Source organism: Diaphorobacter sp. ED-3, from assembly GCF_027625375.1.
GTDB classification, from domain to species: domain Bacteria; phylum Pseudomonadota; class Gammaproteobacteria; order Burkholderiales; family Burkholderiaceae_C; genus Diaphorobacter; species Diaphorobacter nitroreducens.
On record NZ_CP115182.1, the window covers coordinates 2,967,860 to 2,990,345 of the forward strand.

23 protein-coding genes are annotated in these 22,486 nt (G+C 67.9%); 10 read left to right on the forward strand and 13 right to left on the reverse strand.

The window, feature by feature from the left end:
* Positions 1 to 4: 4 nt before the first annotated feature.
* Positions 5 to 940 carry an alpha/beta fold hydrolase gene (locus PCQ86_RS14430; RefSeq protein WP_015913874.1) on the reverse strand — a complete coding sequence of 312 codons (936 nt, stop codon included), beginning with the start codon at positions 938 to 940 and terminating at the stop codon, positions 5 to 7.
* A 69-nt stretch (positions 941 to 1,009) separates the two neighbouring features.
* On the opposite strand from PCQ86_RS14430, the gene PCQ86_RS14435 reads away from it, so the two are divergent.
* Positions 1,010 to 1,792 carry a 3-hydroxybutyrate dehydrogenase gene (locus PCQ86_RS14435; RefSeq protein WP_270174061.1) on the forward strand — a complete coding sequence of 261 codons (783 nt, stop codon included), beginning with the start codon at positions 1,010 to 1,012 and terminating at the stop codon, positions 1,790 to 1,792.
* Between the two features lie 79 nt (positions 1,793 to 1,871).
* On the opposite strand, the gene PCQ86_RS14440 is transcribed toward PCQ86_RS14435, so the two are convergent.
* Positions 1,872 to 2,585 (reverse strand): SIMPL domain-containing protein, encoded by a 714-nt coding sequence (locus PCQ86_RS14440; RefSeq protein WP_270174062.1) that lies wholly within the window; start codon positions 2,583 to 2,585, stop codon positions 1,872 to 1,874.
* 220 nt (positions 2,586 to 2,805) lie between these two features.
* On the opposite strand from PCQ86_RS14440, the gene ompR reads away from it, so the two are divergent.
* The gene (gene ompR / locus PCQ86_RS14445) at positions 2,806 to 3,537 is read left to right on the forward strand and encodes an osmolarity response regulator transcription factor OmpR (RefSeq protein ID WP_011806277.1); all 732 of its coding nucleotides are present in this window, start codon (positions 2,806 to 2,808) and stop codon (positions 3,535 to 3,537) included.
* 83 nt (positions 3,538 to 3,620) lie between these two features.
* Entirely contained in the window at positions 3,621 to 5,126 is a 1,506-nt protein-coding gene (locus PCQ86_RS14450; RefSeq protein ID WP_103737493.1) for an ATP-binding protein, read from the forward strand.
* Positions 5,127 to 5,201: 75 nt separating this feature from the next.
* Here PCQ86_RS14450 and ispF read toward each other — a convergent pair whose 3' ends face one another.
* Both ispF and ispD read right to left on the reverse strand, forming a co-directional pair.
* Positions 5,202 to 5,681, reverse strand: a complete 480-nt coding sequence (gene ispF, locus PCQ86_RS14455; protein WP_041836380.1) for a 2-C-methyl-D-erythritol 2,4-cyclodiphosphate synthase — start codon at positions 5,679 to 5,681, stop codon at positions 5,202 to 5,204.
* 20 nt (positions 5,682 to 5,701) lie between these two features.
* Positions 5,702 to 6,541 (reverse strand): 2-C-methyl-D-erythritol 4-phosphate cytidylyltransferase, encoded by an 840-nt coding sequence (gene ispD / locus PCQ86_RS14460; protein ID WP_047349483.1) that lies wholly within the window; start codon positions 6,539 to 6,541, stop codon positions 5,702 to 5,704.
* 101 nt (positions 6,542 to 6,642) lie between these two features.
* Between ispD and mfd the strand changes: the two genes are divergently transcribed.
* From mfd to PCQ86_RS14480, 4 genes are all read left to right on the forward strand, one after another.
* The gene (gene mfd / locus PCQ86_RS14465) at positions 6,643 to 10,146 is read left to right on the forward strand and encodes a transcription-repair coupling factor (protein ID WP_270174063.1); all 3,504 of its coding nucleotides are present in this window, start codon (positions 6,643 to 6,645) and stop codon (positions 10,144 to 10,146) included.
* A gap of 8 nt (positions 10,147 to 10,154) precedes the next feature.
* Positions 10,155 to 10,829: a hypothetical protein gene (locus tag PCQ86_RS14470; RefSeq protein WP_047349481.1), complete on the forward strand. Its 675-nt coding sequence runs from the start codon at positions 10,155 to 10,157 to the stop codon at positions 10,827 to 10,829.
* A 41-nt stretch (positions 10,830 to 10,870) separates the two neighbouring features.
* Positions 10,871 to 11,587 (forward strand): phosphoserine phosphatase SerB, encoded by a 717-nt coding sequence (gene serB, locus PCQ86_RS14475; protein ID WP_011806283.1) that lies wholly within the window; start codon positions 10,871 to 10,873, stop codon positions 11,585 to 11,587.
* Positions 11,588 to 11,822: 235 nt separating this feature from the next.
* Positions 11,823 to 12,608: a MetQ/NlpA family ABC transporter substrate-binding protein gene (locus PCQ86_RS14480; RefSeq protein WP_011806284.1), complete on the forward strand. Its 786-nt coding sequence runs from the start codon at positions 11,823 to 11,825 to the stop codon at positions 12,606 to 12,608.
* A gap of 73 nt (positions 12,609 to 12,681) precedes the next feature.
* Here PCQ86_RS14480 and PCQ86_RS14485 read toward each other — a convergent pair whose 3' ends face one another.
* Positions 12,682 to 13,317, reverse strand: coding sequence for a LysE/ArgO family amino acid transporter (locus PCQ86_RS14485; protein ID WP_015913881.1), 636 nt, complete (start codon positions 13,315 to 13,317; stop codon positions 12,682 to 12,684).
* Positions 13,318 to 13,386: 69 nt separating this feature from the next.
* Between PCQ86_RS14485 and PCQ86_RS14490 the strand changes: the two genes are divergently transcribed.
* Positions 13,387 to 14,298, forward strand: coding sequence for an HTH-type transcriptional regulator ArgP (locus tag PCQ86_RS14490; protein WP_047349479.1), 912 nt, complete (start codon positions 13,387 to 13,389; stop codon positions 14,296 to 14,298).
* A gap of 54 nt (positions 14,299 to 14,352) precedes the next feature.
* Here the strand turns inward: PCQ86_RS14490 and PCQ86_RS14495 are convergent, their stop codons facing one another.
* Positions 14,353 to 14,853 (reverse strand): RrF2 family transcriptional regulator, encoded by a 501-nt coding sequence (locus PCQ86_RS14495; RefSeq protein WP_011806287.1) that lies wholly within the window; start codon positions 14,851 to 14,853, stop codon positions 14,353 to 14,355.
* An 89-nt stretch (positions 14,854 to 14,942) separates the two neighbouring features.
* On the opposite strand from PCQ86_RS14495, the gene ytfE reads away from it, so the two are divergent.
* On the forward strand, positions 14,943 to 15,665 hold the full coding sequence (gene ytfE / locus PCQ86_RS14500; RefSeq protein WP_015913884.1) for an iron-sulfur cluster repair protein YtfE: 723 nt from the start codon (positions 14,943 to 14,945) through the stop codon (positions 15,663 to 15,665).
* Positions 15,666 to 15,778: 113 nt separating this feature from the next.
* Here the strand turns inward: ytfE and PCQ86_RS14505 are convergent, their stop codons facing one another.
* The 5 genes from PCQ86_RS14505 to PCQ86_RS14525 all read right to left on the reverse strand — a co-directional run bounded on the left by PCQ86_RS14505 (position 15,779) and on the right by PCQ86_RS14525 (position 18,996).
* Positions 15,779 to 16,030, reverse strand: coding sequence for a DUF3820 family protein (locus PCQ86_RS14505; protein WP_015913885.1), 252 nt, complete (start codon positions 16,028 to 16,030; stop codon positions 15,779 to 15,781).
* Positions 16,030 to 16,476 carry a CopD family protein gene (locus PCQ86_RS14510; RefSeq protein ID WP_220637762.1) on the reverse strand — a complete coding sequence of 149 codons (447 nt, stop codon included), beginning with the start codon at positions 16,474 to 16,476 and terminating at the stop codon, positions 16,030 to 16,032. Before PCQ86_RS14510 ends, PCQ86_RS14505 begins: the two co-directional genes overlap by 1 nt.
* Positions 16,477 to 16,494: 18 nt before the next feature.
* The gene (locus PCQ86_RS14515; protein ID WP_270174064.1) at positions 16,495 to 17,496 is read right to left on the reverse strand and encodes an aldo/keto reductase; all 1,002 of its coding nucleotides are present in this window, start codon (positions 17,494 to 17,496) and stop codon (positions 16,495 to 16,497) included.
* Positions 17,497 to 17,572: 76 nt separating this feature from the next.
* Positions 17,573 to 17,788 (reverse strand): SlyX family protein, encoded by a 216-nt coding sequence (locus PCQ86_RS14520; protein WP_011806292.1) that lies wholly within the window; start codon positions 17,786 to 17,788, stop codon positions 17,573 to 17,575.
* Between the two features lie 5 nt (positions 17,789 to 17,793).
* Positions 17,794 to 18,996, reverse strand: a complete 1,203-nt coding sequence (locus tag PCQ86_RS14525; protein WP_270174065.1) for an aminotransferase-like domain-containing protein — start codon at positions 18,994 to 18,996, stop codon at positions 17,794 to 17,796.
* Positions 18,997 to 19,100: 104 nt separating this feature from the next.
* Between PCQ86_RS14525 and nth the strand changes: the two genes are divergently transcribed.
* Complete coding sequence (gene nth / locus PCQ86_RS14530; RefSeq protein ID WP_015913889.1) at positions 19,101 to 19,751, forward strand: endonuclease III; 651 nt, start codon at positions 19,101 to 19,103, stop codon at positions 19,749 to 19,751.
* A gap of 38 nt (positions 19,752 to 19,789) precedes the next feature.
* Here the strand turns inward: nth and PCQ86_RS14535 are convergent, their stop codons facing one another.
* Both PCQ86_RS14535 and PCQ86_RS14540 read right to left on the reverse strand, forming a co-directional pair.
* Positions 19,790 to 20,671 carry a hypothetical protein gene (locus PCQ86_RS14535; RefSeq protein WP_442874427.1) on the reverse strand — a complete coding sequence of 294 codons (882 nt, stop codon included), beginning with the start codon at positions 20,669 to 20,671 and terminating at the stop codon, positions 19,790 to 19,792.
* Positions 20,638 to 22,371, reverse strand: a complete 1,734-nt coding sequence (locus PCQ86_RS14540) for a polysaccharide deacetylase family protein (RefSeq protein ID WP_270174066.1) — start codon at positions 22,369 to 22,371, stop codon at positions 20,638 to 20,640. Before PCQ86_RS14540 ends, PCQ86_RS14535 begins: the two co-directional genes overlap by 34 nt.
* Between the last annotated feature and the right edge of the window lie 115 nt (positions 22,372 to 22,486).

A 22,486-nucleotide genomic window follows, 5' to 3' on the forward strand; every position in this document is an offset into this window, starting at 1 on the left:
CTCTTCATGCTGTCAACTCCTCCTGCCGCTCCAGCAGGAACTGCGCGACCACGGCCACCTGGTCCGGCTGCACCAGCGTCGGCGCATGGCCCACGCCGGCGAACTCCACCAGCCGCGCACGCGGGCCGCGCGCGGTCATCTCGCGCGCCGTGGCGCTGGACAGCAGGTCCGACTCCGCACCGCGCAGCAGCAGCACCTGGGCCGGGATCTGGTCGTACAGCTGCCATAGCTGCTGCTCACCCGCCAGCGCGGCCTCGGGCGTGAGGGCGCGAAAGGGCACGGCGATCGCCGGGTCGTAGTGCAGGGCCAAGCCCCCTTGGGGCGTCTCGCGCACCATGGCGCGAGACAGTTCCAGCCACTGCGCAGGCGTGTGCGGCCCGAAGCTGCGCGACACCGCCCACAGCGCGTCGGCCGCCTGCTGCAGCGTCGCGAAATGCGCGGGCTGGCCCAGGTACTGGCCGATGCGCGCGAGCGCTTGCCACTCCACCCGCGGTCCCACATCGTTGAGCACCAGGCGCCGCACGGGTACCGGCAACACTCCCGGCTGGCCGCACAGGCCCGTGCCGATGAGCCCGCCCATGCTCGTGCCCACCCAATCCAGGGTGGCGATGGGGCCCTGGCTATGCAGCTGGACCAGCAAGGCCCGCATGTCGGCCGCGTACACCGGCAATTGGTATTGCATCGGATCGGCCAGCCAATGGCTGCGTCCGCGCCCCACGACATCGGGGCAGACCACGCGCGCATGGCGGGCCAGCGCGCGTGCCAGGGTGTCGAAGTCCCGCCCCTGGCGTGCCAGCCCGTGGACGCAGATGATCACATGGGGATGGGCCGCGTCGCCCGTCTCGTTCCACTCCCAGTAGGCCATGCGATGGCCTTGTTCCGGGTGGCCGGCGGCCGCGGGGCCGGGGCACGGTACGTATTTCAGCGTAGGTTGAATCATGGAAACGGTACCGTCATGCAGCGCTCGATAATGCCTGCGCTGCATCCTAATTCATTCGGAGAGACTCTCATGCTGAACGGCAAAACCGCCCTCGTCACCGGCTCCACCAGCGGCATCGGACTGGGCATCGCCAAGGCGCTCGCGCGCCAGGGGGCGAACATCGTGCTCAACGGCTTTGGCGACGTGGACGGTCCGCGCGCCGAGGTGCTGGCCGTCGGCGAGGCCGCAGGCGCCCGCGTGGCCTACCACGGCGCGGACATGAGCCGCCCCGCGGAGATCGAGGACATGCTCAAGTACGCCGCATCCCAGTTCGGCCGCGTGGACATCCTGGTCAACAACGCCGGCATCCAGCACGTGGCCAGCGTGCAGGACTTCCCGGTGGAGAAGTGGGACGCCATCATCGCCATCAACTTGACCAGCGCCTTCCACACCACGCGCCTGGCGCTGCCCGGCATGCTGGCCAATGACTGGGGCCGCATCATCAATGTGGCGTCGGTGCACGGCCTGGTGGGCTCGGCGCAGAAGTCGGCCTACGTGGCGGCCAAGCACGGAATCGTGGGCCTGACCAAGGTGACGGCGCTGGAGACCGCCCCGACGGGCGTGACCTGCAACGCGATCTGCCCCGGCTGGGTGCTCACGCCGCTGGTGCAAAAGCAGGTGGACGCCAAGGCCGCCGCGCTGGGCATCTCCAACGAAGAAGCAAAGAAAGTGCTGCTGGGCGAAAAGGAGCCCTCCATGCAGTTCACCACACCCGAAGAGCTGGGTGAACTGGCCGTGTTCTTCTGCTCGGCCGCCGCCAACAACGTGCGCGGCGTGGCATGGAATATGGACGGCGGCTGGGTGGCGCAGTAAGACCGCTATCAATAAGATAGCTGGCAACGCCCGATTGGCGGGCGCTGCAGGCCAAAATGGCTGATAGCGGCCGCTGGGGTCACTTGAGCTGTACCGAGCCAGCCACCGTCACCACCACCTGGGCCTTGCCGGCCTCCACAGGCACGGGAGCGTCGGACGCATAGGATGCCGCCTTGGCCTCCATGGCCATCATGCGCGGGCGCGGGCCGGGCGACATCTCATTGCTGTTCACCGCCACCTCGCGCAGCGTGTAGCCGCCAAAACCAAAGCCCCGCGCCAGTTCGGAGGCGCGTGCCTTGAAGGCCTCGATGGCCTGCGCCTGGGCCTCGGTCTCCACCTTGGCCCGCGCCTCGCGCGACAGGTCGAATGCGATCTGGCTGATGGACATGCTCTGGATCTTGCCCGCCGTGGCCGTGATGCGCGGGAAGTCACGCCCTTCCAGCACCAGCTCGGCGCGGCCCTGCCAGCCGGTGATCTTGCCGTCCTTGCCATAGCGCGGGTACATGCCGAAGGCCCCCGTGCGCAAGTCCATCTGCTGCGGCTGGGCGGCGCGGCGGGCTTCGGCCAGCGCGGCGTCCAGCGCCTGTTTGAGTTGCGTTTGCACGCCTGCGGCGTCCGCGGCTTCCTTGGTGGCGGCCAGCGTCAGCACCAGCAAGTCCTGCTGCACCTGCACCGTGCCCGATGCGGAGAGCTGCAGCACGTTCTGCGGCGGCGCCGAAGGATTCTGAGCGTAAGCGGCCACAGCGCCCGCCATCAGTGCGCAAGCAGCTATTGTTTTTATAGTTCTTTGCATGGTGTTCCTTTTCTTGGGTTGACGTTGTACGGGCATGTGCAGCATGCCCCAGGACCGACGCTAACCGCGTCAGCGCAGCGCTGGCATGAATGCCCGGTAATGTCGTTGCGAGGTGTCGCAAAACCTGTAACAGTTGGTCAGACCCCGGGGTAAAACCGGACTTTCCGTTCGCAAGCTGGTCAGAATCGGCTCTGTTACAAATTGGACTGGGAAAGAAAGCATGGCTTCAACAACCAACCGTACCGACAAAGTTCTCGTGGTGGATGACGATGCGCGCATCCGCGACCTGCTGCGCCGCTACCTCACCCAGGAAGGCTTTGAAGTTATGGTCGCGGAAGACGGCAAGGCCCTCAACCGCATCCTGCTGCGCGAGACCGTGGACCTGATCGTGCTGGACCTGATGATGCCGGGGGAAGACGGCCTGTCGATCTGCCGGCGCCTGCGCGCGGCCAATGACCGCACGCCCATCATCATGCTCACCGCAAAGGGCGAGGACGTGGACCGCATCGTGGGCCTGGAAGTGGGCGCCGACGACTACCTGGGCAAGCCCTTCAACCCGCGCGAACTGCTGGCCCGCATCCACGCCGTGCTGCGCCGCCGCCCGCCGCAGGAGGCCCCGGGCGCACCGTCGGGCGACAACGAAGTGGTGACCTTCGGCCCCTTCACCTTCGACCTGGGCACGCGCGCGCTGCAAAAGAACGGCGAGGAACTGCCGCTGACCACGGGCGAATTCGCCATGCTGAAAGCCCTGGTGCGCCACCCGCGCCAGCCGCTGTCGCGCGAAAAGCTCGCGCTGCTGGCGCGCGGGCGCGAGTTCGAGCCGTTCGACCGCAGCCTGGACGTGCAGATCTCGCGCCTGCGCAAGCTGGTCGAGGTGGACGCCGCCGCGCCGCGCTACATCCAGACCGTTTGGGGTGTGGGCTACGTGTTCGTGCCGGACGGCACGAACTGACCAGGGCATCCCTGCGAAAGGAACGGCGGCCCCACTCCACCGGCACGCCGTGCCCTGCATGACCGCTTGCACGCCACCTTGACATGAACGCCACCCACGACGCGCCTTCCGATGCCACCAGCCCCGCGCCGCTGGAAACGTCCGCCAGCCGGCGGGCCCAGCGTGCACGCGTGGGGCTGAACCTCTTCTGGCGCACCTTCTTCCTGCTGGCGGTGCTGCTGATCGGCAGCATCATGGCGTGGCTGCAGACGCTGCGCGCGCTGGAGTTCGAGCCCCGCGCCCTGCAGACGGCGCAGCAGATTGCATCGCTGGTCAACCTGAGCCGCGCGGCGCTCATCCACTCCGACGCCATCGCGCGCGTGTCGCTGCTCAAGACCATGGCCGACCAGGAGGGCGTGCGCATCCTGCCGCGCGAGCCGGGTGACAAGTTCGAGTTGCTCTCGCCCTCCCCGCTCGGCTCGCGCCTGACCGAAGAACTCACCCAGCGCCTGGGGCCCGGCACCATCGTGGCCGCCAGCGTGAATGGCGAGAAGGGGCTGTGGGTGGGCTTCACCATCAATGGCGACCCCAACTGGATGCTGATGGACCGTTCGCGCCTGAGTGCCGCTGGCGGCAAGACCTGGATGATCTGGTTGATCACCGCAGGCGCGCTGTCGCTGGCGGGTGCCGCCGTCATCGCGCGGCTGATCAACCGTCCGCTCAAGCAGCTCAGCGACGCGGCCAACCGCGTGCGCGACGGCGACTTTGCCAACAGCCGCCTGGACGAAGAGGCCGTGACCAGCGAGATCCGCGAGGTCAACATCGGCTTCAACCGCATGGCGCAAAAGCTCGCCAAGCTGGAGCAGGACCGCGCAGTGATGCTGGCCGGCATCTCGCACGACCTGCGCACGCCGCTGGCGCGGTTGCGCCTGGAAACCGAGATGAGCGTCACCGACGACGTGGCGCGCGAGCACATGGTGGCCGACATCGTGCAGCTGGACGCCACCATCGACAAGTTCCTGGACTATGCGCGGCCCGACACCACGGTGGCCCTGAGCCCCGTCAACCTGCATGGCGTGGTGTCGTCCTGCGTGTACGCGGTGCAGGACCACCGCGAGTTGCAGATCTCGATGAACGTGCCCGAGGACCTGATCGTGATGGCCGACGAGGTGGAGCTGGCGCGCGTGATCTCCAACCTGCTGGAGAACGCCCGTCGCTACGGCAAGAACCGCGAAACCGGCATCACCACCGTGGACATCGCCGCCAAGGCGCGCGAGAAGTGGGTGCTGATGAAGCTGCGCGACCACGGGCCCGGCGCACCACCCGAGCAACTGGCTAACCTCACCAAACCGTTCTTTCGCGGCGACTCCGCGCGCACGGCCGCGGCCGGCGCGGGCCTGGGCCTGTCGATCGTGGACAAGACCGTGCAGCGCATGGGGGGCATCTTCGCGCTGGCCAACTCGGGCTCGGGCGGGCTGGTGGCCCACATCCAGTTGCAGCGCGCGATGAACTTGCGGCAGGGCCAGGACCCCCAGCAGCGCCTGCAGCGCCCGCAGATCAAGCGCCACCTGCCACCGCGCAGCGGTGTGCCGTCATCCCAGCAAAATTGATAGCAGCCAGCGCTTGCTGCGTGGCTGATTTACAGCGTTTCCTGCCGGAAACCGGCACTCTTCCAGCGCAAGCAGCTATTTTTTGAATAGCAACACGGCGGCGCGCGCCTCGATGGACAGACCCTGCCCCACGGGGCCCAGGCGCTCGGCGGTCTTGGCCTTCACGTTCACTTGGTCCAGCACCAGGCCCAGCGCGCCGGCGATGCGCTCGCGCATGGCGGGGATGTGCGCCGCCAGGCGCGGCGCCTGCGCGACCACGGTGCTGTCGATGTTGCCGATGGCGTAGCCCGTGTCGCCCACGCGGCGCGCCGCCTCCTCCAGCAGCGCCACCGAGTCCGCGCCCTTGAAGCGCGCGTCGGTGTCGGGGAAGTGGCTGCCGATGTCGCCCAGCGCCGCAGCGCCCAGCAGCGCATCGGTGATGGCATGCAGTAGCACATCGGCATCGGAATGGCCCAGCAAGCCCATGGTGTGCGGGATCTCCACCCCGCCGATGACCAGGCGCCGCCCGGGCACCAGCGCATGCACGTCCCACCCTTCGCCGATTCTGAAATTCATGCCCATTGCGTTCGCCGCCCTCATGCCTTGGAAGAAAAGAAAGTCTTGACCGGGTCGCTCGCCGCGGCGCCGCGTTCGCCGCCAAAGCGCTCCAGCGTGGCGCCGTGCATGCGCTGGGCCAGCACGGCCTCGGCCAGCGCGAAGTCCTCGGGGTAGGTCACCTTGAAGTTCTGCGCGCCGCCAGGCACCAGGCGCGGGCGCAGGCCCATGGCCTCCATGGCACTGGCCTCGTCGGTGGCGGTGGCGCCCACCCGCTCCAGCGCATGGCGCAGCGCACCGATGCGGAACATCTGCGGCGTCTGCGCCAGCCATTTGTCGCTGCGGTCCACGGTGGCGGCCACGCGCACGCCGCCGGGGCCGTCGCTCGCCACCTTGAGCGTGTCCGCCAGCTTGTGCGCCAGCAGGCCGCCCACGCTGTCGTGCTGGCAGGCGTCGATGAGCGCGTCGATCTGCTGCGCCGTCACCAGGCAGCGCGCCGCATCGTGCACCAGCGCCCAGTCCTCATCCTGCGCGCCGCGCGATTGCAGGGCCTTCAGGCCGCCCAGCACCGTGTCGGCGCGCGTGGGCCCGCCGCAGGGCACGGCAAAGAAGGCCGGGTGGGGGTGACCGTCGAAGAAGGTGTCCCCCGCGGCCACGGCCACCAGCGTGCCCGCCAGGCGCGCCACGCCCGCAAAGGCCGCCAGCGTGTGCAACACCATCGGATGGCCGGCCACCGTGTGGTACTGCTTGGGCAGCACGGGGGGGCCGTCCTGCCCGCCCCTGCGCACGGCGCGCGTGCCGGTGCCGGCGCAGGGCACCAGCCCCCAGAAGCGCCCGGCCACAGGGCGAGCAGGGGTGGTGGGCGGCAGCAGGTCGGTCATGGGCGGGCATTCTAAAATCCCCGGTCGTCGTCTTGAGCCTCCTGGCGCACACTGCTCCGTGTCCTGCGCCCAATCCCACACCATGGGGCGACGCCACCTGCATGCAGCTGCCCAAACTCTCCCCCGGAAAACGATTCACCCTGCCCCGCCCCGCGGGCAGCGCCGACGCCTTGCTGCTGGCCCGCCTGGGCGAGCGTGAAAAGGCCGCAGGCCGCACCACCGCCATCGTCACCGCCGATGCAACCGACGCCCAGCGCCTCATTGACGAGATGGCCTTCTTCGCGCCCGAGTTGCGCTGCGCGCTGTTTCCCGACTGGGAAACGCTGCCCTACGACAGCTTCTCGCCGCACCAGGACCTGATCAGCGAGCGGCTGGCCACGCTCTGGCGCATCCAGCAGCGCGACAAGGACACGGGCGCCGACGTGGTGCTGGTGCCGGCCACCACGGCGCTGTACCGGCTGGCGCCGCCCTCGTTCCTGGCGGGCTACACCTTCCATTTCAAGGTCAAGCAGAAGCTCGACGAGGCCAAGCTGCGCGCCCAGCTCACGCTCGCGGGCTACCAGCATGTGTCCCAGGTGGTGGGCCATGGCGAATACGCGGTGCGCGGCGGGTTGATCGACCTGTTCCCGATGGGTTCGGCCGTGCCGTACCGGGTGGACCTGTTCGACGACGAGATCGACTCCATCCGCACGTTCGACCCCGACAGCCAGCGCAGCCTCTACCCGGTGCCCGAGGTGCGCCTGCTGCCCGGGCGCGAGTTCCCCATGGACGACGCGGCGCGCGCCAAGTTCCGCCAGCGCTGGCGCGAGCTGCTGGAGGGCGATCCCACGCGCAGCCGCATCTACAAGGACATGGGCAACGGCGTGGCCACGGCCGGCATCGAGTACTACCTGCCGCTGTTCTTCGATGAGACGGCCACCGTGTTCGACTACCTGGGCAACGAAGCCACCGTGGTGCTGCACGGCGACCTGGAGACAGCCTTCCAGCGCTTCTGGCAGGACACGCGCGACCGCTACCGCCTGATCCAGGGCGACCCGGACCACCCCACCCTGCCGCCGGAGGCGCTGTTCCTGGGCGCCGAGCAGTTCTACGCCCAGGCCAACCAGCACGCCCAGTTGTCGCTGCGCCCCGGTGTGGAAGACGTGGCGGACAACGCGCAGTTCCAGAAGCTGCCCGACCTGTCCGTGGTGCGCGGCGCCGAGGACCCGCTGGCGCGGCTGCAGGCGCACATCCGCGCCACCGGGCAGACCGGCCAGCGCGTGCTGCTGCTGGCTGAAAGCGACGGCCGGCGCGAGAGCCTGCTGGATTTCCTGCGAGCCTCGGGGTTGAACCCGCCGGCTTTCGATTCGCTGGCCGAATTTCAGGGGACGCCCGAAGAGCGCGTCGGCATCGCCACGGCGGCGCTGGCCTCGGGCTTCGCGTGGATGGAAGAAGGCCTGGACCTGGTCACCGAGACTGAACTGTTCGCCGCCGGCTCCACCACGCGCCGGCGCAAGAAGCAGGAGCAGGCCAGCGACGTCGAAGCGCTGATCAAGGACCTGTCCGAGCTGAAGGTGGGCGACCCCGTGGTGCACAACCAGCACGGCATCGGGCGCTACCGCGGCCTCATCCACATGGATGTGGGCAACAAGAACCCCGACGGCAGCCCCGCGCTGCAGGAGTTCCTGCACCTGGAATACGCCGACAAGGCCGTGCTCTACGTGCCTGTGAGTCAGCTACAACTCATCGGCCGCTACACGGGCGTGTCTGCCGACGAGGCCCCGCTGCACAAGCTGGGCAGCGGCCAGTGGGAAAAGGCCAAGCGCAAGGCCGCCGAGCAGGTGCGCGACGCCGCGGCCGAGCTGCTCAACATCTACGCCCGCCGCGCCGCGCGGGAGGGGCATGCCTTCCGCTACTCGCCCAACGACTACGAGCAGTTCGCCAACGACTTCGGCTTCGAGGAGACCGCGGACCAGAAGGCCGCGATCCACGCCGTGGTGCAGGACATGATCAGCCCGCGCCCCATGGACCGGCTGGTCTGCGGCGACGTCGGCTTTGGCAAGACCGAGGTCGCACTGCGCGCCTGCTTCGTGGCCGTGGCCGGGGGCAAGCAGGTGGCGTTCCTGGCGCCCACCACGCTGCTGGCCGAGCAGCACTACCGCACGCTGAGCGACCGCTTCAGCAAGTGGCCCGTGAAGGTGGCCGAGGTCTCGCGCTTTCGCTCGGGCAAGGAGATCACCGCCGCCGTCAAGGGCATTGCCGACGGCACGGTGGACATCGTCGTGGGCACGCACAAGCTGCTCAGCGAATCGACCCAGTTCAAGAACCTGGGCCTGCTCATCATCGACGAAGAACACCGCTTCGGCGTGCGCCACAAGGAGGCGATGAAGCAGTTCCGCGCCGAGGTGGATGTGCTCACGCTCACCGCCACGCCGATCCCGCGCACCATGGGCATGGCGCTGGAGGGGCTGCGGGACCTGTCCGTGATCGCCACCGCGCCGCAGCGGCGCCTGGCCATCAAGACCTTTGTGCGCAACGAAGGCACGGGCGTGATCCGCGAGGCCGTGCTGCGCGAGCTCAAGCGCGGCGGCCAGTGCTACTTCCTGCACAACGAGGTCGAGACCATCGAGAACCGGCGCCAGAAGCTCGAAGAGATATTGCCCGAGGCGCGCATCGCCGTGGCCCACGGCCAGATGCCCGAGCGCGAGCTGGAGCGCGTGATGCGCGACTTCGTGGCCCAGCGCTACAACATCCTGCTGTGCTCGACCATCATCGAGACCGGCATCGACGTGCCCACGGCCAACACCATCATCATCAGCCGCGCCGACAAGTTCGGCCTGGCGCAGCTGCACCAGTTGCGCGGGCGCGTGGGGCGCAGCCACCACCAGGCCTACGCCTACCTGATGGTGCCCGACATTGACGGCCTGACCAAGCAGGCGCAGCAGCGCCTGGACGCCATCCAGCAGATGGAGGAGCTGGGCAGCGGCTTCTACCTGGCCATGCACGACCTGGAGATCCGCGGCGCGGGCGAGGTGCTGGGCGAGAGCCAGAGCGGCAACATGATGGAGATCGGCTTCCAGCTCTACAACGAGATGCTGGCCGAGGCCGTGAAGCAGCTCAAGGCCGGCAAGGAGCCCGACCTGCTCGCCCCCATGCAGGCCGCCACCGACATCAACCTCCACGCCCCGGCCCTGCTGCCCGACGACTATTGCGGCGATGTGCATCTGCGCCTGTCGTTCTACAAGAAGCTGGCCACGGCCAAGACCGGCGACCAGATCGATGGCCTGCTCGAAGAGATCGTGGACCGCTTCGGCAAGCTGCCGCCGCAGGCACAGACGCTCATCGACGTGCACCGTCTGCGCGTGCTGTCCACGCCCTACGGCGTCGTGAAGGTGGATGCCGCCCCCGGCGTGATCACCATCACCTTCAAGCCGCAGCCCCCGGTGGACCCGATGGCCATCATCCACCTGATCCAGAAAAACAAGCACATCAAGCTGGCGGGCAATGAGAAGCTGCGCATCGAGCGCGAGCTGCCCGACCCCGCCGCGCGCGCCCAGATGGTGCGCGACGTGCTGCGCAGCCTGGGCCAGCCGCTGGCCGAGGCGCAGGCCGCCGTCCCCGCCTAGGCAGATCCATGGCACTGGAAGCCGCCCTCGCCCTGCTGGCACTGGCCTTCGCGCTGGCCGCGCGGCCCTGGCGGCTGCTGGGCAGCCGCAAACCGTTGGCGCACGAGGCCCATGGCGCACCTGCCACGCTGTGGACGCCGCTGCTCGCCACGCTCGTGCTGCTGCCCTGGGCCTGGGCCCTGCCTACGCTGCACCGCATGCCGCTGCAGCTGCAGTGGTCAGGCGCCTGCCTGGTGCTGCTCATGCTGGGCTGGCCGCTGGCGGTTCCGGCCCTGCTGGCCGTCGGCACGATCGCCGCGCTGGTCTCGCCCAGCCTGGGCTGGGGCGACGCGCTGGGCCTGGCCGTGTGGCAGGGCATCGTCCCCGCCACGCTCGCGCTGCTCGTGGGCGTGCTGCTGCGGCGCCTGGCGGGCGCGCGTGCGCTCACCGGCGTGCGCATCTTCGTCTATGTGCTGGGCCGGGGCTTCCTGGGCACGGCGCTGTGCGTGTTCGTGGCAGGCTCGCTGTCGCAATGGGCGGGCCATGTGCTGCCGGGCGTGGGCGAGCAGTTGTCGCTGGTGGCGCGCTGGCTCATGGCCTGGGGCGATGGCATGGTCACGGGCATGCTGTGCGCGGTGTTCGTGGCCTTCAAGCCCGGGTGGCTGGCCACCTGGTCCGACCAGCTGTACCTGCCCAAGCCCTGAACGACAATCCCTCTTTTTCGCATCCGCTCTACTCCGCTTCCATGTCCCAGACTCCTTTTGAATTTGCCCCCGGTCTCGTCGTGCAGGGCATCACGCCGCCGCTGCGGCTGGCCGACTACAAGCTCATCGCCTTCGACATGGACTCCACGCTCATCAGCATCGAATGCGTGGACGAGATCGCCGACGCCGCCGGCCGCAAGGCCGAGGTGGCTGCCATCACCGAGGCCGCCATGCAGGGCCTGATCGCCGACTACAAGGAAAGCCTGCGCCAGCGCGTGGCGCTGCTCAAGGGCGTGGGCACGGACCACCTGGAGCGCGTGTTCACCGAGCGCTTGCGCTTCAACCCTGGTGCGGCCGAACTCATCGCCGCCGCCAAGGCCGCGGGGCTGGCCACGCTGCTCGTTTCGGGTGGGTTCACTTTCTTCTCCGACCGCGTGAAGGCGCACCTGGGGATCGACTTCGCACGCTCCAACGTGCTGGAGATCGAGAACGGCCTACTCACCGGTCGCATGGTGGACCAACCCTGGGGCGACATCTGCGATGGCGCGGAAAAACGCCGCACCCTGCTGGAGGTCGCCTCGCTCATGGGCATCGACGCGCGCCAGACCATTGCGGTGGGCGACGGCGCCAACGACCTGCCCATGATGGGCGCGGCCGGGCTGTCCGTGGCCTACCACGCCAAGCCCGCCGTGCGCGCACAGGCCCGCGTGGCCATCAACCAGGGTGGACTGGACCGGCTGCTGGAAGTGCTGCGCTGAGTCTCATACGGCAACCCATTGAAGCTCTCATATTCATAGCTGTTAGCGCTTTTTAAATAAGCGCTTGAATGGTTTTTTGGCAAAATTTCATAGGATAAAGAACCCATTCCATATATGAATATAAAAATAAAAACGACTTGCGGCTGAGTCGTCCCGCTTACACTTCACACCCTGGTCATCGCCCTCTTGCACAGGGCGGTGCTCTCAAGTCACCGCTACAAGGAAACCGTTCTCCATGCTGAAGAAAACCCTGTCTGCCATTGCCCTGGCCGCTGCCGCGCTGGGTGCACAAGCCGCCGACGTGCTCAAGGTAGCCGCCACGGCCGTGCCGCACGCGGAGATCCTGAACTTCGTGAAGCCCCAGCTCAAGGCCCAGGGCCTGGACCTGCAGGTCAAGGAATTCAGCGATTACGTGCAGCCCAACGCCGCCGTCGAGGACAAGCAGCTGGACGCCAACTTCTTCCAGCACCAGCCCTACCTGGACAGCTACAACAAGGACCGCAAGAGCAGCCTGGTGGCCGTGCCCAACGGCAAGATCCACGTGGAGCCCTTCGGCGCCTACTCCAACAAGATCAAGAACGTGAAGGACTTGAAGGACGGCGCCACCGTGGCCATCCCCAACGATCCGTCCAACGGCGGCCGCGCGCTGATCCTGCTGGCCAAGCAGGGCCTGATCGAGCTGAAGGATCCCAAGAGCCTCACGCCCACCCCGCTGGACGTGGTGAAGAACCCCAAGAAGCTCAAGTTCAAGGAGCTCGAAGCCCCGCTGCTGCCGCGTGCGCTGGCCGATGTGGACCTGGCCCTGATCAACACCAACTACGCGATCGAAGCCAAGCTCAACCCCACCAAGGATGCGCTGTTCATCGAAGGCGCCGACTCTCCCTACACCAACATCGTGGCGGCCCGTGCCGACCGCGCCAACGACCCCAACATCGCCAAGCTGATCAAGGCGCTGCGCACGCCCGAGGTGAAGAAGTTCATCCAGGACAAGTACAAGGGCGCCGTGGTCCCCGCGTTCTGACCGCGCAGCGGCAACGCTGTACGAAGAAAAGCGCTGCCGCGGCAGCGCTTTTTTCATGGGTGCGGGCACGACGTCAGGCACCCTGCCACACCCACCAGGCCAGCACGAACATCATCGCGCCCGTCAGCGTGTCCAGCACGCGCCAGGCGCGCGGGTTGGCAAACACGCCCTGCAGGCGCCGCCCGGCGAAGGCCAGCACCACGAACCAGGTCAGGCTGGCCGACGCCGCCCCCAGCACGAACACCCACTTGAGCCACCCATCCTGGCGCGCACCGATGGAGCCGATCAGCACCACCGTGTCCAGGTACACATGCGGGTTGAGCAGCGTAATGACGGCCAGGCCGCTGAGCACGCCCAGCACCCCGCGCGCCACGCGTTCGCCACCCGAGGCGTTCAGCCCCGCATCCGGTGCAAAGAAAGCGCGATGCCAGGCAAACAAGCCGTAGGCCAGCAGGAACAGCGCACCGCCCAGTTGCAGCGCATGCGCCAGCGTGGGCGAACGGCCCAGCACCTGCGCCATACCGGCCACGCCCAGCGCCACCAGCAGCGCGTCGCTGGCCACGCACCACGCCACGCAGGCGCGCACGTGTTGACCCTGCACGGCCTGGCGCAGCACGTACAGGTTCTGTGCCCCGATGGAGACGATGAGCGACAGGCACACGGTGAAGCCCGTGAGCCAGGAGGAAGCGGCGGCGTGTTGAGTGAACATGCGCCCGATGGTAGGCCGCGCATTCATTTAAGTACACTTCAAACTTCTAACCGATATTAAGTAAACTGAATGCTGGACTACGCTGGACTGGAAGCCTTGGCCGCCGTGGTGCGCGAAGGCAGCTTCGAGCGGGCGGCGCGCCGCCTGCACGTAACGCCATCGGCCGTGTCGCAGCGCATCAAGCAGTTGGAGGAGCGCGTGGGACAGGTGCTGGTGCAGCGCGGCAGCCCCTGCACCGGCACCGACGCCGGACGCCGGCTGTGCCTGCACCTGGAACAGGTGGCGCTGCTGGAAAACCAGTTGCGCCGTACCAACCCCGACCTGCTGCCCGACATGCCCGCGCCGGCACCAACGCTCAAGCTGGCCGTCAACGCGGATTCGCTGTCCACCTGGTTCATGGACGCCATGGCCGCCTTCACCGCGGGCGGCAACGAACTGCTGGACCTGCGCATCGACGACCAGGAGCACACGGGCGAGCGGCTGCGCCAGGGCGAGGTGATCGCCGCCGTCACCGCCACGGGCACGGCCATCGCCGGTTGCAACACCTGGCCGCTGGGCACCATGCGCTATGTGGCCGCCGCCAGCCCCGGGTTCATTGCGCGGCACTTTGCCGACGGTGTGACGGCCGCCACGCTGGCGCGCGCGCCGATCATGACCTTCGACCGCAAGGACCGGCTGCAAGACCAATGGATGCAGGCGCACGGCCTCACGTCGCGCACGCATGCGCCCAGGCACTTCCTGCCGTCCAACTTTGGCTACGTGCGCGCCTGCGAGGTGGGCATGGGGTGGGGCATGCACCCGCTGACGCTGATCGGCCAGCAACTGGCCGAGGGCCGTCTGGTGCAGTTGCTGCCGAACACCGCCATGGACGTGCCGCTGTACTGGGCCCACCCGCGCACGGCGCAGGTGGCGCTGGAGCGCCTCACCCAGTGTGTGATGGCGGCGGCGCGCCAGTGGCTGGAGCCGCCGCTGGCGGCCTGAATCATCAAAAAGTAGAGCGCTTCGCGCTTGCAGGTAAAGCGCTGGAGCCCGTTTTTACGCCAATGTCTCGGGGCGGGTGATGGGCAACCCTGGCACCCAGCGCATGGACTGCACCAGCGCCGCCCCGCCCTGCCGCTGCGCAGCGATGGACGGGGTGACCAGATCGGCCACAGTGAAGCTGTCCAGCACTGCAAGGTAGGCCCGCGTGGCGTCGGACAGCACGGCTTGCAGACGGCAGTGGCTGCTCATGCGGCATTGGTTCAACTCGGCATTGAAACACTCGACCATGTCGAAGTCGGTCTCCGTCATGCGCACGATCTGGCCCAGGTTGATCTCGCTGGCCGGCTTCATCAAGCGCATGCCGCCGCCACGCCCGCGCGTGGTGTCCAGCAGCCCCTGGGCCGCGAGTTGCTGCACGATCTTCGTGAGATGGCTGCGCGAGATGCCGTGCGCCTCGGCCACCTCGCTGATGGTCACGGGCTGCTCGCGCTCCTGGCAGGCGGCGCAGTACATGAGCACGCGCAGCGTGTAGTCGGTCCACTGGGTCAGTCGCATGGTTGCACCAAGGGTTCACACAAAGATTCACTCTATGTGGATTTTAATGAATAAAATATTCATCACAAGTGAACCTTTAGGGAAGCCCCATGAATACCGCCACCTCTCCCTCCCTCGACCCTCGTCAGGCCATCGGCCAGATTGCCGTTGAACTGCCTGGCGCGACCGCCGTGTTCCGCCGCCTGAAGCTGGACTTCTGCTGCGGCGGCCAAGTGCCGCTGGAGCAGGCGGCCGCGGACAAGGGCCTGGACCTGCAGGCCGTGGTGGATGAGCTTTCCGCCCTGCAACGCCCCAACGAGCTGCCCGACGCGGGCACACCCACGGAACTGATCGACCACATCGTCGCGCGCTACCACGAGGTGCACCGCGCCCAGTTGCCCGAGCTGGTGCGCATGGCGCGCCGCGTGGAAGCCGTGCACCGCGACAACCCCAACACCCCGCACGGCCTGGCCGACGCGCTGGAAGAGATGCAGCAGGAGCTGCTGACCCACATGCACAAGGAGGAAGCCATCCTGTTCCCCATGCTGCGCAGCGGCGGCAACGCCTTCGTGACCCAGCCCATCGGCATGATGCGCAGCGAGCACGTGGACCACGGCGAGGCACTGGAGCAGATCGCGCGCCTGACCAACGACATCACCCCGCCCATGGGCGCCTGCAACACCTGGCGCGCGCTGTATGCGGGCCTCGCGCAGCTCAGCGACGACCTGGTGAACCACATCCACCTGGAGAACAACGTGCTGTTCCCGCAGTTCGAGGCCGGAGCCTCGCAAGGCTGCGGCAGCGGCTCGGCATGTTCGTGCAGCGGCGGCTGATGCCCGTCAGCGGCGCGCGCCAACGGGCGTGAGCCGGTAGGCGGGGACGGGGCCCGCATGGCGGCGCTCCGCGCCCTTGCGTAAAAAGCGTGAAAGCGGCCCGCGACTGCCGCTCACCGCCCTGGCGCAGCGCGCAGCGGGGCCAGCAGATCGCGCAAGCCGTTATGGTCCAGCTCGTACATCAGCGCGAGAAGCTGGCCGATCTCGCCGCGCGGAAACCCCTCGCGGGCGAACCAATGCAGGTAGTTGGCGGGCAGATCGGCAATCACCGTGCCACGGTGTTTGCCAAACGGCATCTCGCGCGTCAGCAGCAACTGCAGGCGCCGCGCATCGCAGCCCGGCACCGCAGGGCCCGCCCCTTCCATCACATTCCCAGTCCGCCGTAGCGGAACGCGATGCCCGTGAGCACGAAGCCCACCGACAGCAGCGTGACGGCCGCCACGTGCCACGCCATCAGCGGCAGCGTGCGTGCGCTCAGCGTGGGAATGACGCGCAACCGCGCATGGGCGGCCACCAACAGCGTGGCGGCCAGCAGCGCGAGCTTGAGCGATACGGCGCGTTCCAGTGGCGCATCAGGGCTGAACCACCGCCCCCAGTCGGGCACGAGTTGCAAGGCCATCCACAGCCCGGTGGCGACCTGGATGAGCAGCGCGGGCATGCCCACGTGTTCGTAGCCCTGCTCGAAGTCCAGCAGCGCCTGGGGCGACCGCTGGCGCAGCGCGCGCGGCAGCACGGTGAATGCCAGCACCAGATGGCCGCCGGTCCAGACGGTGGCGGCCAGCAGGTGCAATGCAAAGACGTAGGGATACATGGCGCCGGTCCTCGGGCGTCAGGCGCGGCGCGCCTGCAGCGGATAGGCCGGGTCGGTAAAGCCCGGCGTCGACGGATGGCCGGGGGCCACCAGGCTGTCGACGAGCGCCTCGTCCTCGGGCGTGACTCCATAGTCGAGCGCCGGCAGGTAGTCCTGCCACTGCGCCAGCGTGCGCGGCCCGGCGATGACGGAGCTGACGCCGCGGTGCGCCAGCACCCAGGCCGTGGCGAACTGAGCAAGCGTGATGCCCCGGGCCTCGGCATGCAGCTTGAGCTGCTGGGCGATCTGGAGCGACTCCTCGCGGAACTCGGTCTCGCCCATGCGGCGGTCGCCGCGCCCGGCACGTGTGCCTTGCTGGGGTGCCTGGCCTGGCAGGTACTTGCCGGTCAACACACCGCGCGCCACAGGGCTGTAGGGCGTCACGCCCAGCCCGTAATGCTGGCAGGCCGGCAGGATCTCCACCTCGGGCATGCGGTTGAGCAGGTTGTAGTACGGCTGGCACACCACGGGGCCGGGCATGCCGATGCGGCGCGCACCGTGCACCAGCTCGGCAATACGCCAGCCGCGGAAATTGGACACGCCCCAGTAGCGGATCTTGCCCGCGCGCAGCAGCGCATCGATGGCGAACAGCGGCTCCTCCAGGTCCATGCCCTCGTAGTCGCGGTGCAGGTAGAGGATGTCCACATGGTCCGTCTGCAGCCGCGTCAGGCTGGCTTCCACCTCGCGCAGCATCCAGGCGCGCGAGTAGCGGCCCTCGTTGGGCCGCTCGGACATCTTGTTGCCCAGCTTGGTGGCCAACACCCAGTCGTGGCGCTGGCCCTGCAGCAGCGTGCCCAGCATGCGCTCGGACGCGCCCTGGGTGTACACGTCGGCCGTATCCATGTAGTTCACGCCATGCGCACGCGCGTGGGCCACGATGGAAGCGGCCTCGGCCTTATCCGTCTGGTCGCCGAACATCATCGTGCCCAGGCACAGCGTGGACACCTGGAGCTGGCTCTTGCCAAGAAAGCGGTATTGCATGGGGCAGCCTTCGCTATTGAAATAAGAGCTGCTAGCGCTTTATGGACGGGCGCTAGCGGCCAATTTGACGTAAACCTCAGTAATGCGGCGGCAGTTCGTCGCGCAGGCTGCGCACGGTGGCGCCGCCCCCCTCGGGCACCTGCTGGCGCAACTGCGCCACGGTGCGCGCCAGCTCGTCGATCTGTTGCTGCTGGCGGTAGATGGTCAGGTTGAGCTGGTCCAGCAGGTCTTCGGTGAAGGCGGCCTTGACCTCCAGCGCTTCCACCCGCTCCTGCGTGCGTGCGTCCACCATCGCCATCAACCCTTGAGCGCCTGCCCGAGGCGCGCCACGCCTTCGCGGATCTTGGCCACATCGGCCGTGGCGAACGACAGGCGCAGCGTGGCCGCATCGGGGTTCTGGCTGAAGAACGGCGTGCCGGGCACGAAGGCCACGCCCTTGTCGATCGCGCGCTTGGCCAATGCGCCGGCATCACGCTCCTGCCCGCGCGCCCCTGTCAGGCGCACCCACAAGAAAAGGCCGCCGCGCGGCTGCACGAACTCCACCGCGTCGCCCAGTTCCGCACGCAGCGCATCGCCCATGGCCTGCGCGCGCTCGGCATACACGGCGCGCACATGGGCCAGCGTCGCGGGCATGGCGCCGCTCTTGAGGTACTGCGCGGCCGTGGCCTGGGCAAAGGTGCTGGTATGCGCATCGCTGAACTGCTTGCACATCACGGCGCGCGCCAGCAGCTCGGGCGGTGCGATCAGCCAGCCCACGCGCAGGCCGGGGGACAGCACCTTGCTCAGGCTGCCGCAGTGCGCCAGCCACTCCCGACTGCCCGGCACCTGGGCCGAGAGCGCCAGCAGGCTGGCCGGCGGCGCCTCGCCGAAGTACAGGTCGCCATAGGGGTCGTCCTCCACCACCAGTACCTGATGCCGCGCGGCCAGCTCCAGCACGCGCTTGCGGCGCTCCAGGCTCAAGGTGGCGCCGCTGGGGTTGCCAAAGGTAGGAATCAGGTAGACCAGCTTGGGGCGGTGCTCGACGATCAGCCGCTCCAGCGCATCGGGCTGCACGCCCTCGCCGTCCACGGGCGCGCTGATCACCTCGGCGCCATAGAGGCGAAAGCACTGGATGGTCGCGAGGAAGGTGGGGCCCTCGACGATCACCTTGTCACCGGGGTCGATCATGGTCTTGCCGAGCAGGTCCAGCGCCTGCTGGCTGCCCGTGGTGACGATGAGCTGCTCGGGCGCCAGCCCCGCCACGCCCTTGCCTTGCATGAAGGTGGCCAGTTGCTCGCGCAGCGGCTGGTAGCCCTCGGTGGCGCCGTACTGCAGCGCGGCGCCGGGCTCCTCGGCCAGCACGCGCTCGCTGGCGGCGCGGATGCCGGCCACGTCGAACATGGCGCTGTCCGGGAAGCCGCCCGCAAAACTGATGATGCCGGGCTTGCCCAGCAGCTTGAACAGTTCGCGGATGGCGGAGGTTTCAACGTTATTCAGGCGGTCGGCAAAGGCAAGCGGCATGGACGGCAATCGGGTCGATGGGTGAAAGACGGTAGCCCCCATTGTCGCCAATTGCCGCGCAGCTTTCCTGCGGCGCGCCCCACAGCCGGCGACAATCGCCGCCCATGAAGCCCCAGGACATCGAGCCCTTCTTCGCGGCGCTGCAGGCCGCCAACCCGCAGCCCAACACCGAGCTGGAATACACCAACGTATTCGAGCTGCTGGCCGCCGTGCTGCTGTCGGCGCAGGCCACCGACGTGGGTGTGAACAAGGCCACGCGCCGGCTGTTTCCCGTCGCCAATACGCCGCAGGCCGTTCTGGAGCTGGGCCTGGACGGCCTGGAGGGTTACATCAAGACCATCGGCCTGTACCGCACCAAGGCGAAGAACCTGATGCAGACCTGCCGCATCCTGGTGGAGCAGCACGGCGGCCAGGTGCCGCGCACGCGCGAGGCGCTGGAAGCCCTGCCCGGCGTGGGCCGCAAGACCGCCAACGTGGTGCTGAACGTGGCGTTCGGCCAGCCCACCATGGCGGTGGACACACACATCTTCCGCGTGGGCAACCGCACCGGCCTGGCGCCCGGCAAGAACCCGTTGGCCGTGGAGATGCAGCTGCTGCAGCGCGTGCCACCGCAGTATCTGGTGGACGCCCACCACTGGTTGATTCTGCTGGGCCGCTACGTGTGCCAGGCACGCAAACCGCGCTGCTGGGAATGCGTGGTCGCACCCTGGTGCGACTACGAGCCGAAGACGCCGGCGCCTTTCAACGCGGGTTGATCATCTTTGCGGCGGTGCTGCCGCGGCAGCCGCCGGCATCAGCGCACGCCCTGCGCCACCAGCTCAGCCACCAGCGGCTCTCCCAGGTAGTGCGGGCCGTCGAAGGCCAGCACCTCCCACCCCTTGTAGGCATCGATCTGCGGCAGGAACTCCGTCGCCGTGGCGCTGCGGAACCCGCCTTCTGGCGCGGGGCGAAAAGCCTCGGCAATCATCTGCACGCGCGCCTGACCCAGACGGTAGGTCAGCACCTGCAAGTACTTCAGCGCAACCTCCGGACTGCGCGCATGCACGCCCACGCCGTCCTGGAAGAACACCCCTACGTCGCCCGGCAGCCAGCGCTCGATCCAGTCCGCCAGCGCGTGCGGGCCGAGGTTGGCGCTGTCATAGGCGCTGATCCACAGCGGGCGTGGCAACTGCGCCAGGCCCTGGGACCACTCTGGCCCCGGCAGCCAGGTGGGATCCACCTCCAGGGGGAAATACCAGCCACCCAGCTTCAGCGGGAGCCGCTGCACGATGGGCACCAGGGCGTGCGCCTGCTCCACCAGCAGCGCCACCGAGGCACGTGCCTGCGCCTCGCCATGCATGGCCGCCAGGCCCACGATCACCTCCTGGGCCCAGGGCTCGGCGGCGATGCGCTCCCAGTCGGGTAGCTCAGCCGCGATCGGAGGCAGGCCGGTGCCCGGCACAAAAGCCTGTGAATCCACCGCCGTCCATTGCACCAACAGGCGGCGAATGCCCAGTTGCGCCCAGTTGCCCTGGGGGCGCAGCGTGCGCAGGCTGGGCTGCCACACCATGCCGCCAAGGTGGCGCAATGGCGCGCCGGACGACGGCGGCCAAGACACCGCGCACGGCAGCATGGCCACCATGGCCGCGCGCCGTGTCAGGGTCAGGGCTTGCGTTGGCGGCTGGGTGAGGTCCACGTGTAGCCCATGGCCGTCAGGCCATCCACGATTTCCTTCAGGTGCGTATAACCGCGCCCGTCATACTTCTGCGCCTGGGACTCAACCGCCAGGAAGGGGTGGAAGAAGAACGAGGCAAAGCCGTCACGCACGACCTTCTGGTAGCGCGCGTTTTCCAGCACCTCCTTGGATGTCAGCTCCTCATCCGCCCCGAACTCGAAATACTGCAGGTTGCCCAGGTTCTCCGGCAGCACGCGCAGGCCATAGCGGTCGCGCTCGATGACGAAGGGGAAGAACTGGTCCACCATGTAGTCCCCGGCCTTGAGGTCGGGCTGGTCGGACGTGTAGTACGTGTGCCGCTGGTAGCCCATCTCGTAGATCTGCGCGACGGCCTGCAGGGTGGACGGCGAGCCCACGTAGTGCGGCGTCTCCCACGCCACAGGCATATAGCCCAGGTCCAGCATCTGGCGCAGGCCGTTGTTGATGCGGTTCTTCGCCCAGTCCACGGAATCACCGGGCAGCGGGCGGTCGTTGACGGTGTCCCAGAACTCGTAGTCGATGCCCGTGGCACCCGATGCGTTGTTGATCATGCCCTCGGTCTGGTGCGTGGTGCCGTGCTGCAGGATCTCGCCGCCACGCGCCAGCGCGTAGTCCAGCGCCAGCCGCAGGTTGAGGGCGTTCGCCATGGGAATGTCGGTGGGCACGCCCGCGCTTTGGGCGCCCAGCGGGTCCTTGTAGTGCGGTACCACCCCCACCGAGAAAGGCACCTTGCGCTCAAACGCCAGGTCCACCACCCGCTTGAAGGCGACCGGGTTCACCTTCGCATCCGCATCCTCGAAACGCATCATCGCCTGGTGGTTCTCGGCATGGTCGATGCCCAGCATGTCGTGCAGCAAGTCCGAGAAGATCACGTACCGGTCGCGCGGCCCCGTGTAATCGAAGGGCGTATCGGCCACGAACCAGAAGTTGCCCGACTGCAGCACATAGGGCCCCTGCTCGTTCGATGCCGGGTTGATGATGTCCGCATGCACGAGCGCCTTGGCGCCGTCGGTCACCTGGGTCATGAACATGTCCCACGCGGCGGCAGGCTCCCCGTTGATCGTCTTGACTGCCTTCTGGAACAACAGGCCCGGGTGCTTGCGGTAGTAGACATCGCTGAAAAAGCTCGGCTCCACGCCGGCCGGTGCGTTGTCCTTCGTGCGCGGCCCCACGGGCTGAAAGCCGCGCTGGCTCACGAATGCCGCGTCCTGCTCATCCGCCAGTTGCTGCAGGTTGCGACCCAGCCAGATCACGCGCTGGCTGGCCGCGGCCACGTCCTGCAGGAACGCTGCGGGAATGCTGTCGCTTTCGGCCCAGCCGATGTAGAACGTGGCCTGGTAGCCCGCCAGGCTTTGCGCCGCGTATTGCTCCACGGGGCGCATGACCACCGACGCATCGAAATGTCCCAGCAGGTTCTGCAGCATGATCGCGTAGCCCACGCCCATCTTGGCGAAGGGGCTGCCAGGCGGCTGGTCGTAGAGCACCAGCACGCGCGGCCCGGCCGGCTGCGCGCGCACGGGCGCCGGCATCGAGGCGATGGGGTCGCGCCGGACGGGGTCGTTGGTGCCAAACGGCGAGAGCGGCACGCTCGGCGCGCTGTAAAACGGATCACTTCCGCCACCACACGCGTGCAGCGCGAGGGCGCCCAGTACCACAAGGGTGTATCGCAACAGTCGGTTCATGGTCTCCTCCCGCGGCAGCCAAGGTTGAACAAAACGAATAGCAGCTCGCGCTCTTCCATCAAAGGTTTCATGCATAAAACACCTTGAAACCGTTTTGGATCAAGCGCTCCTAGCT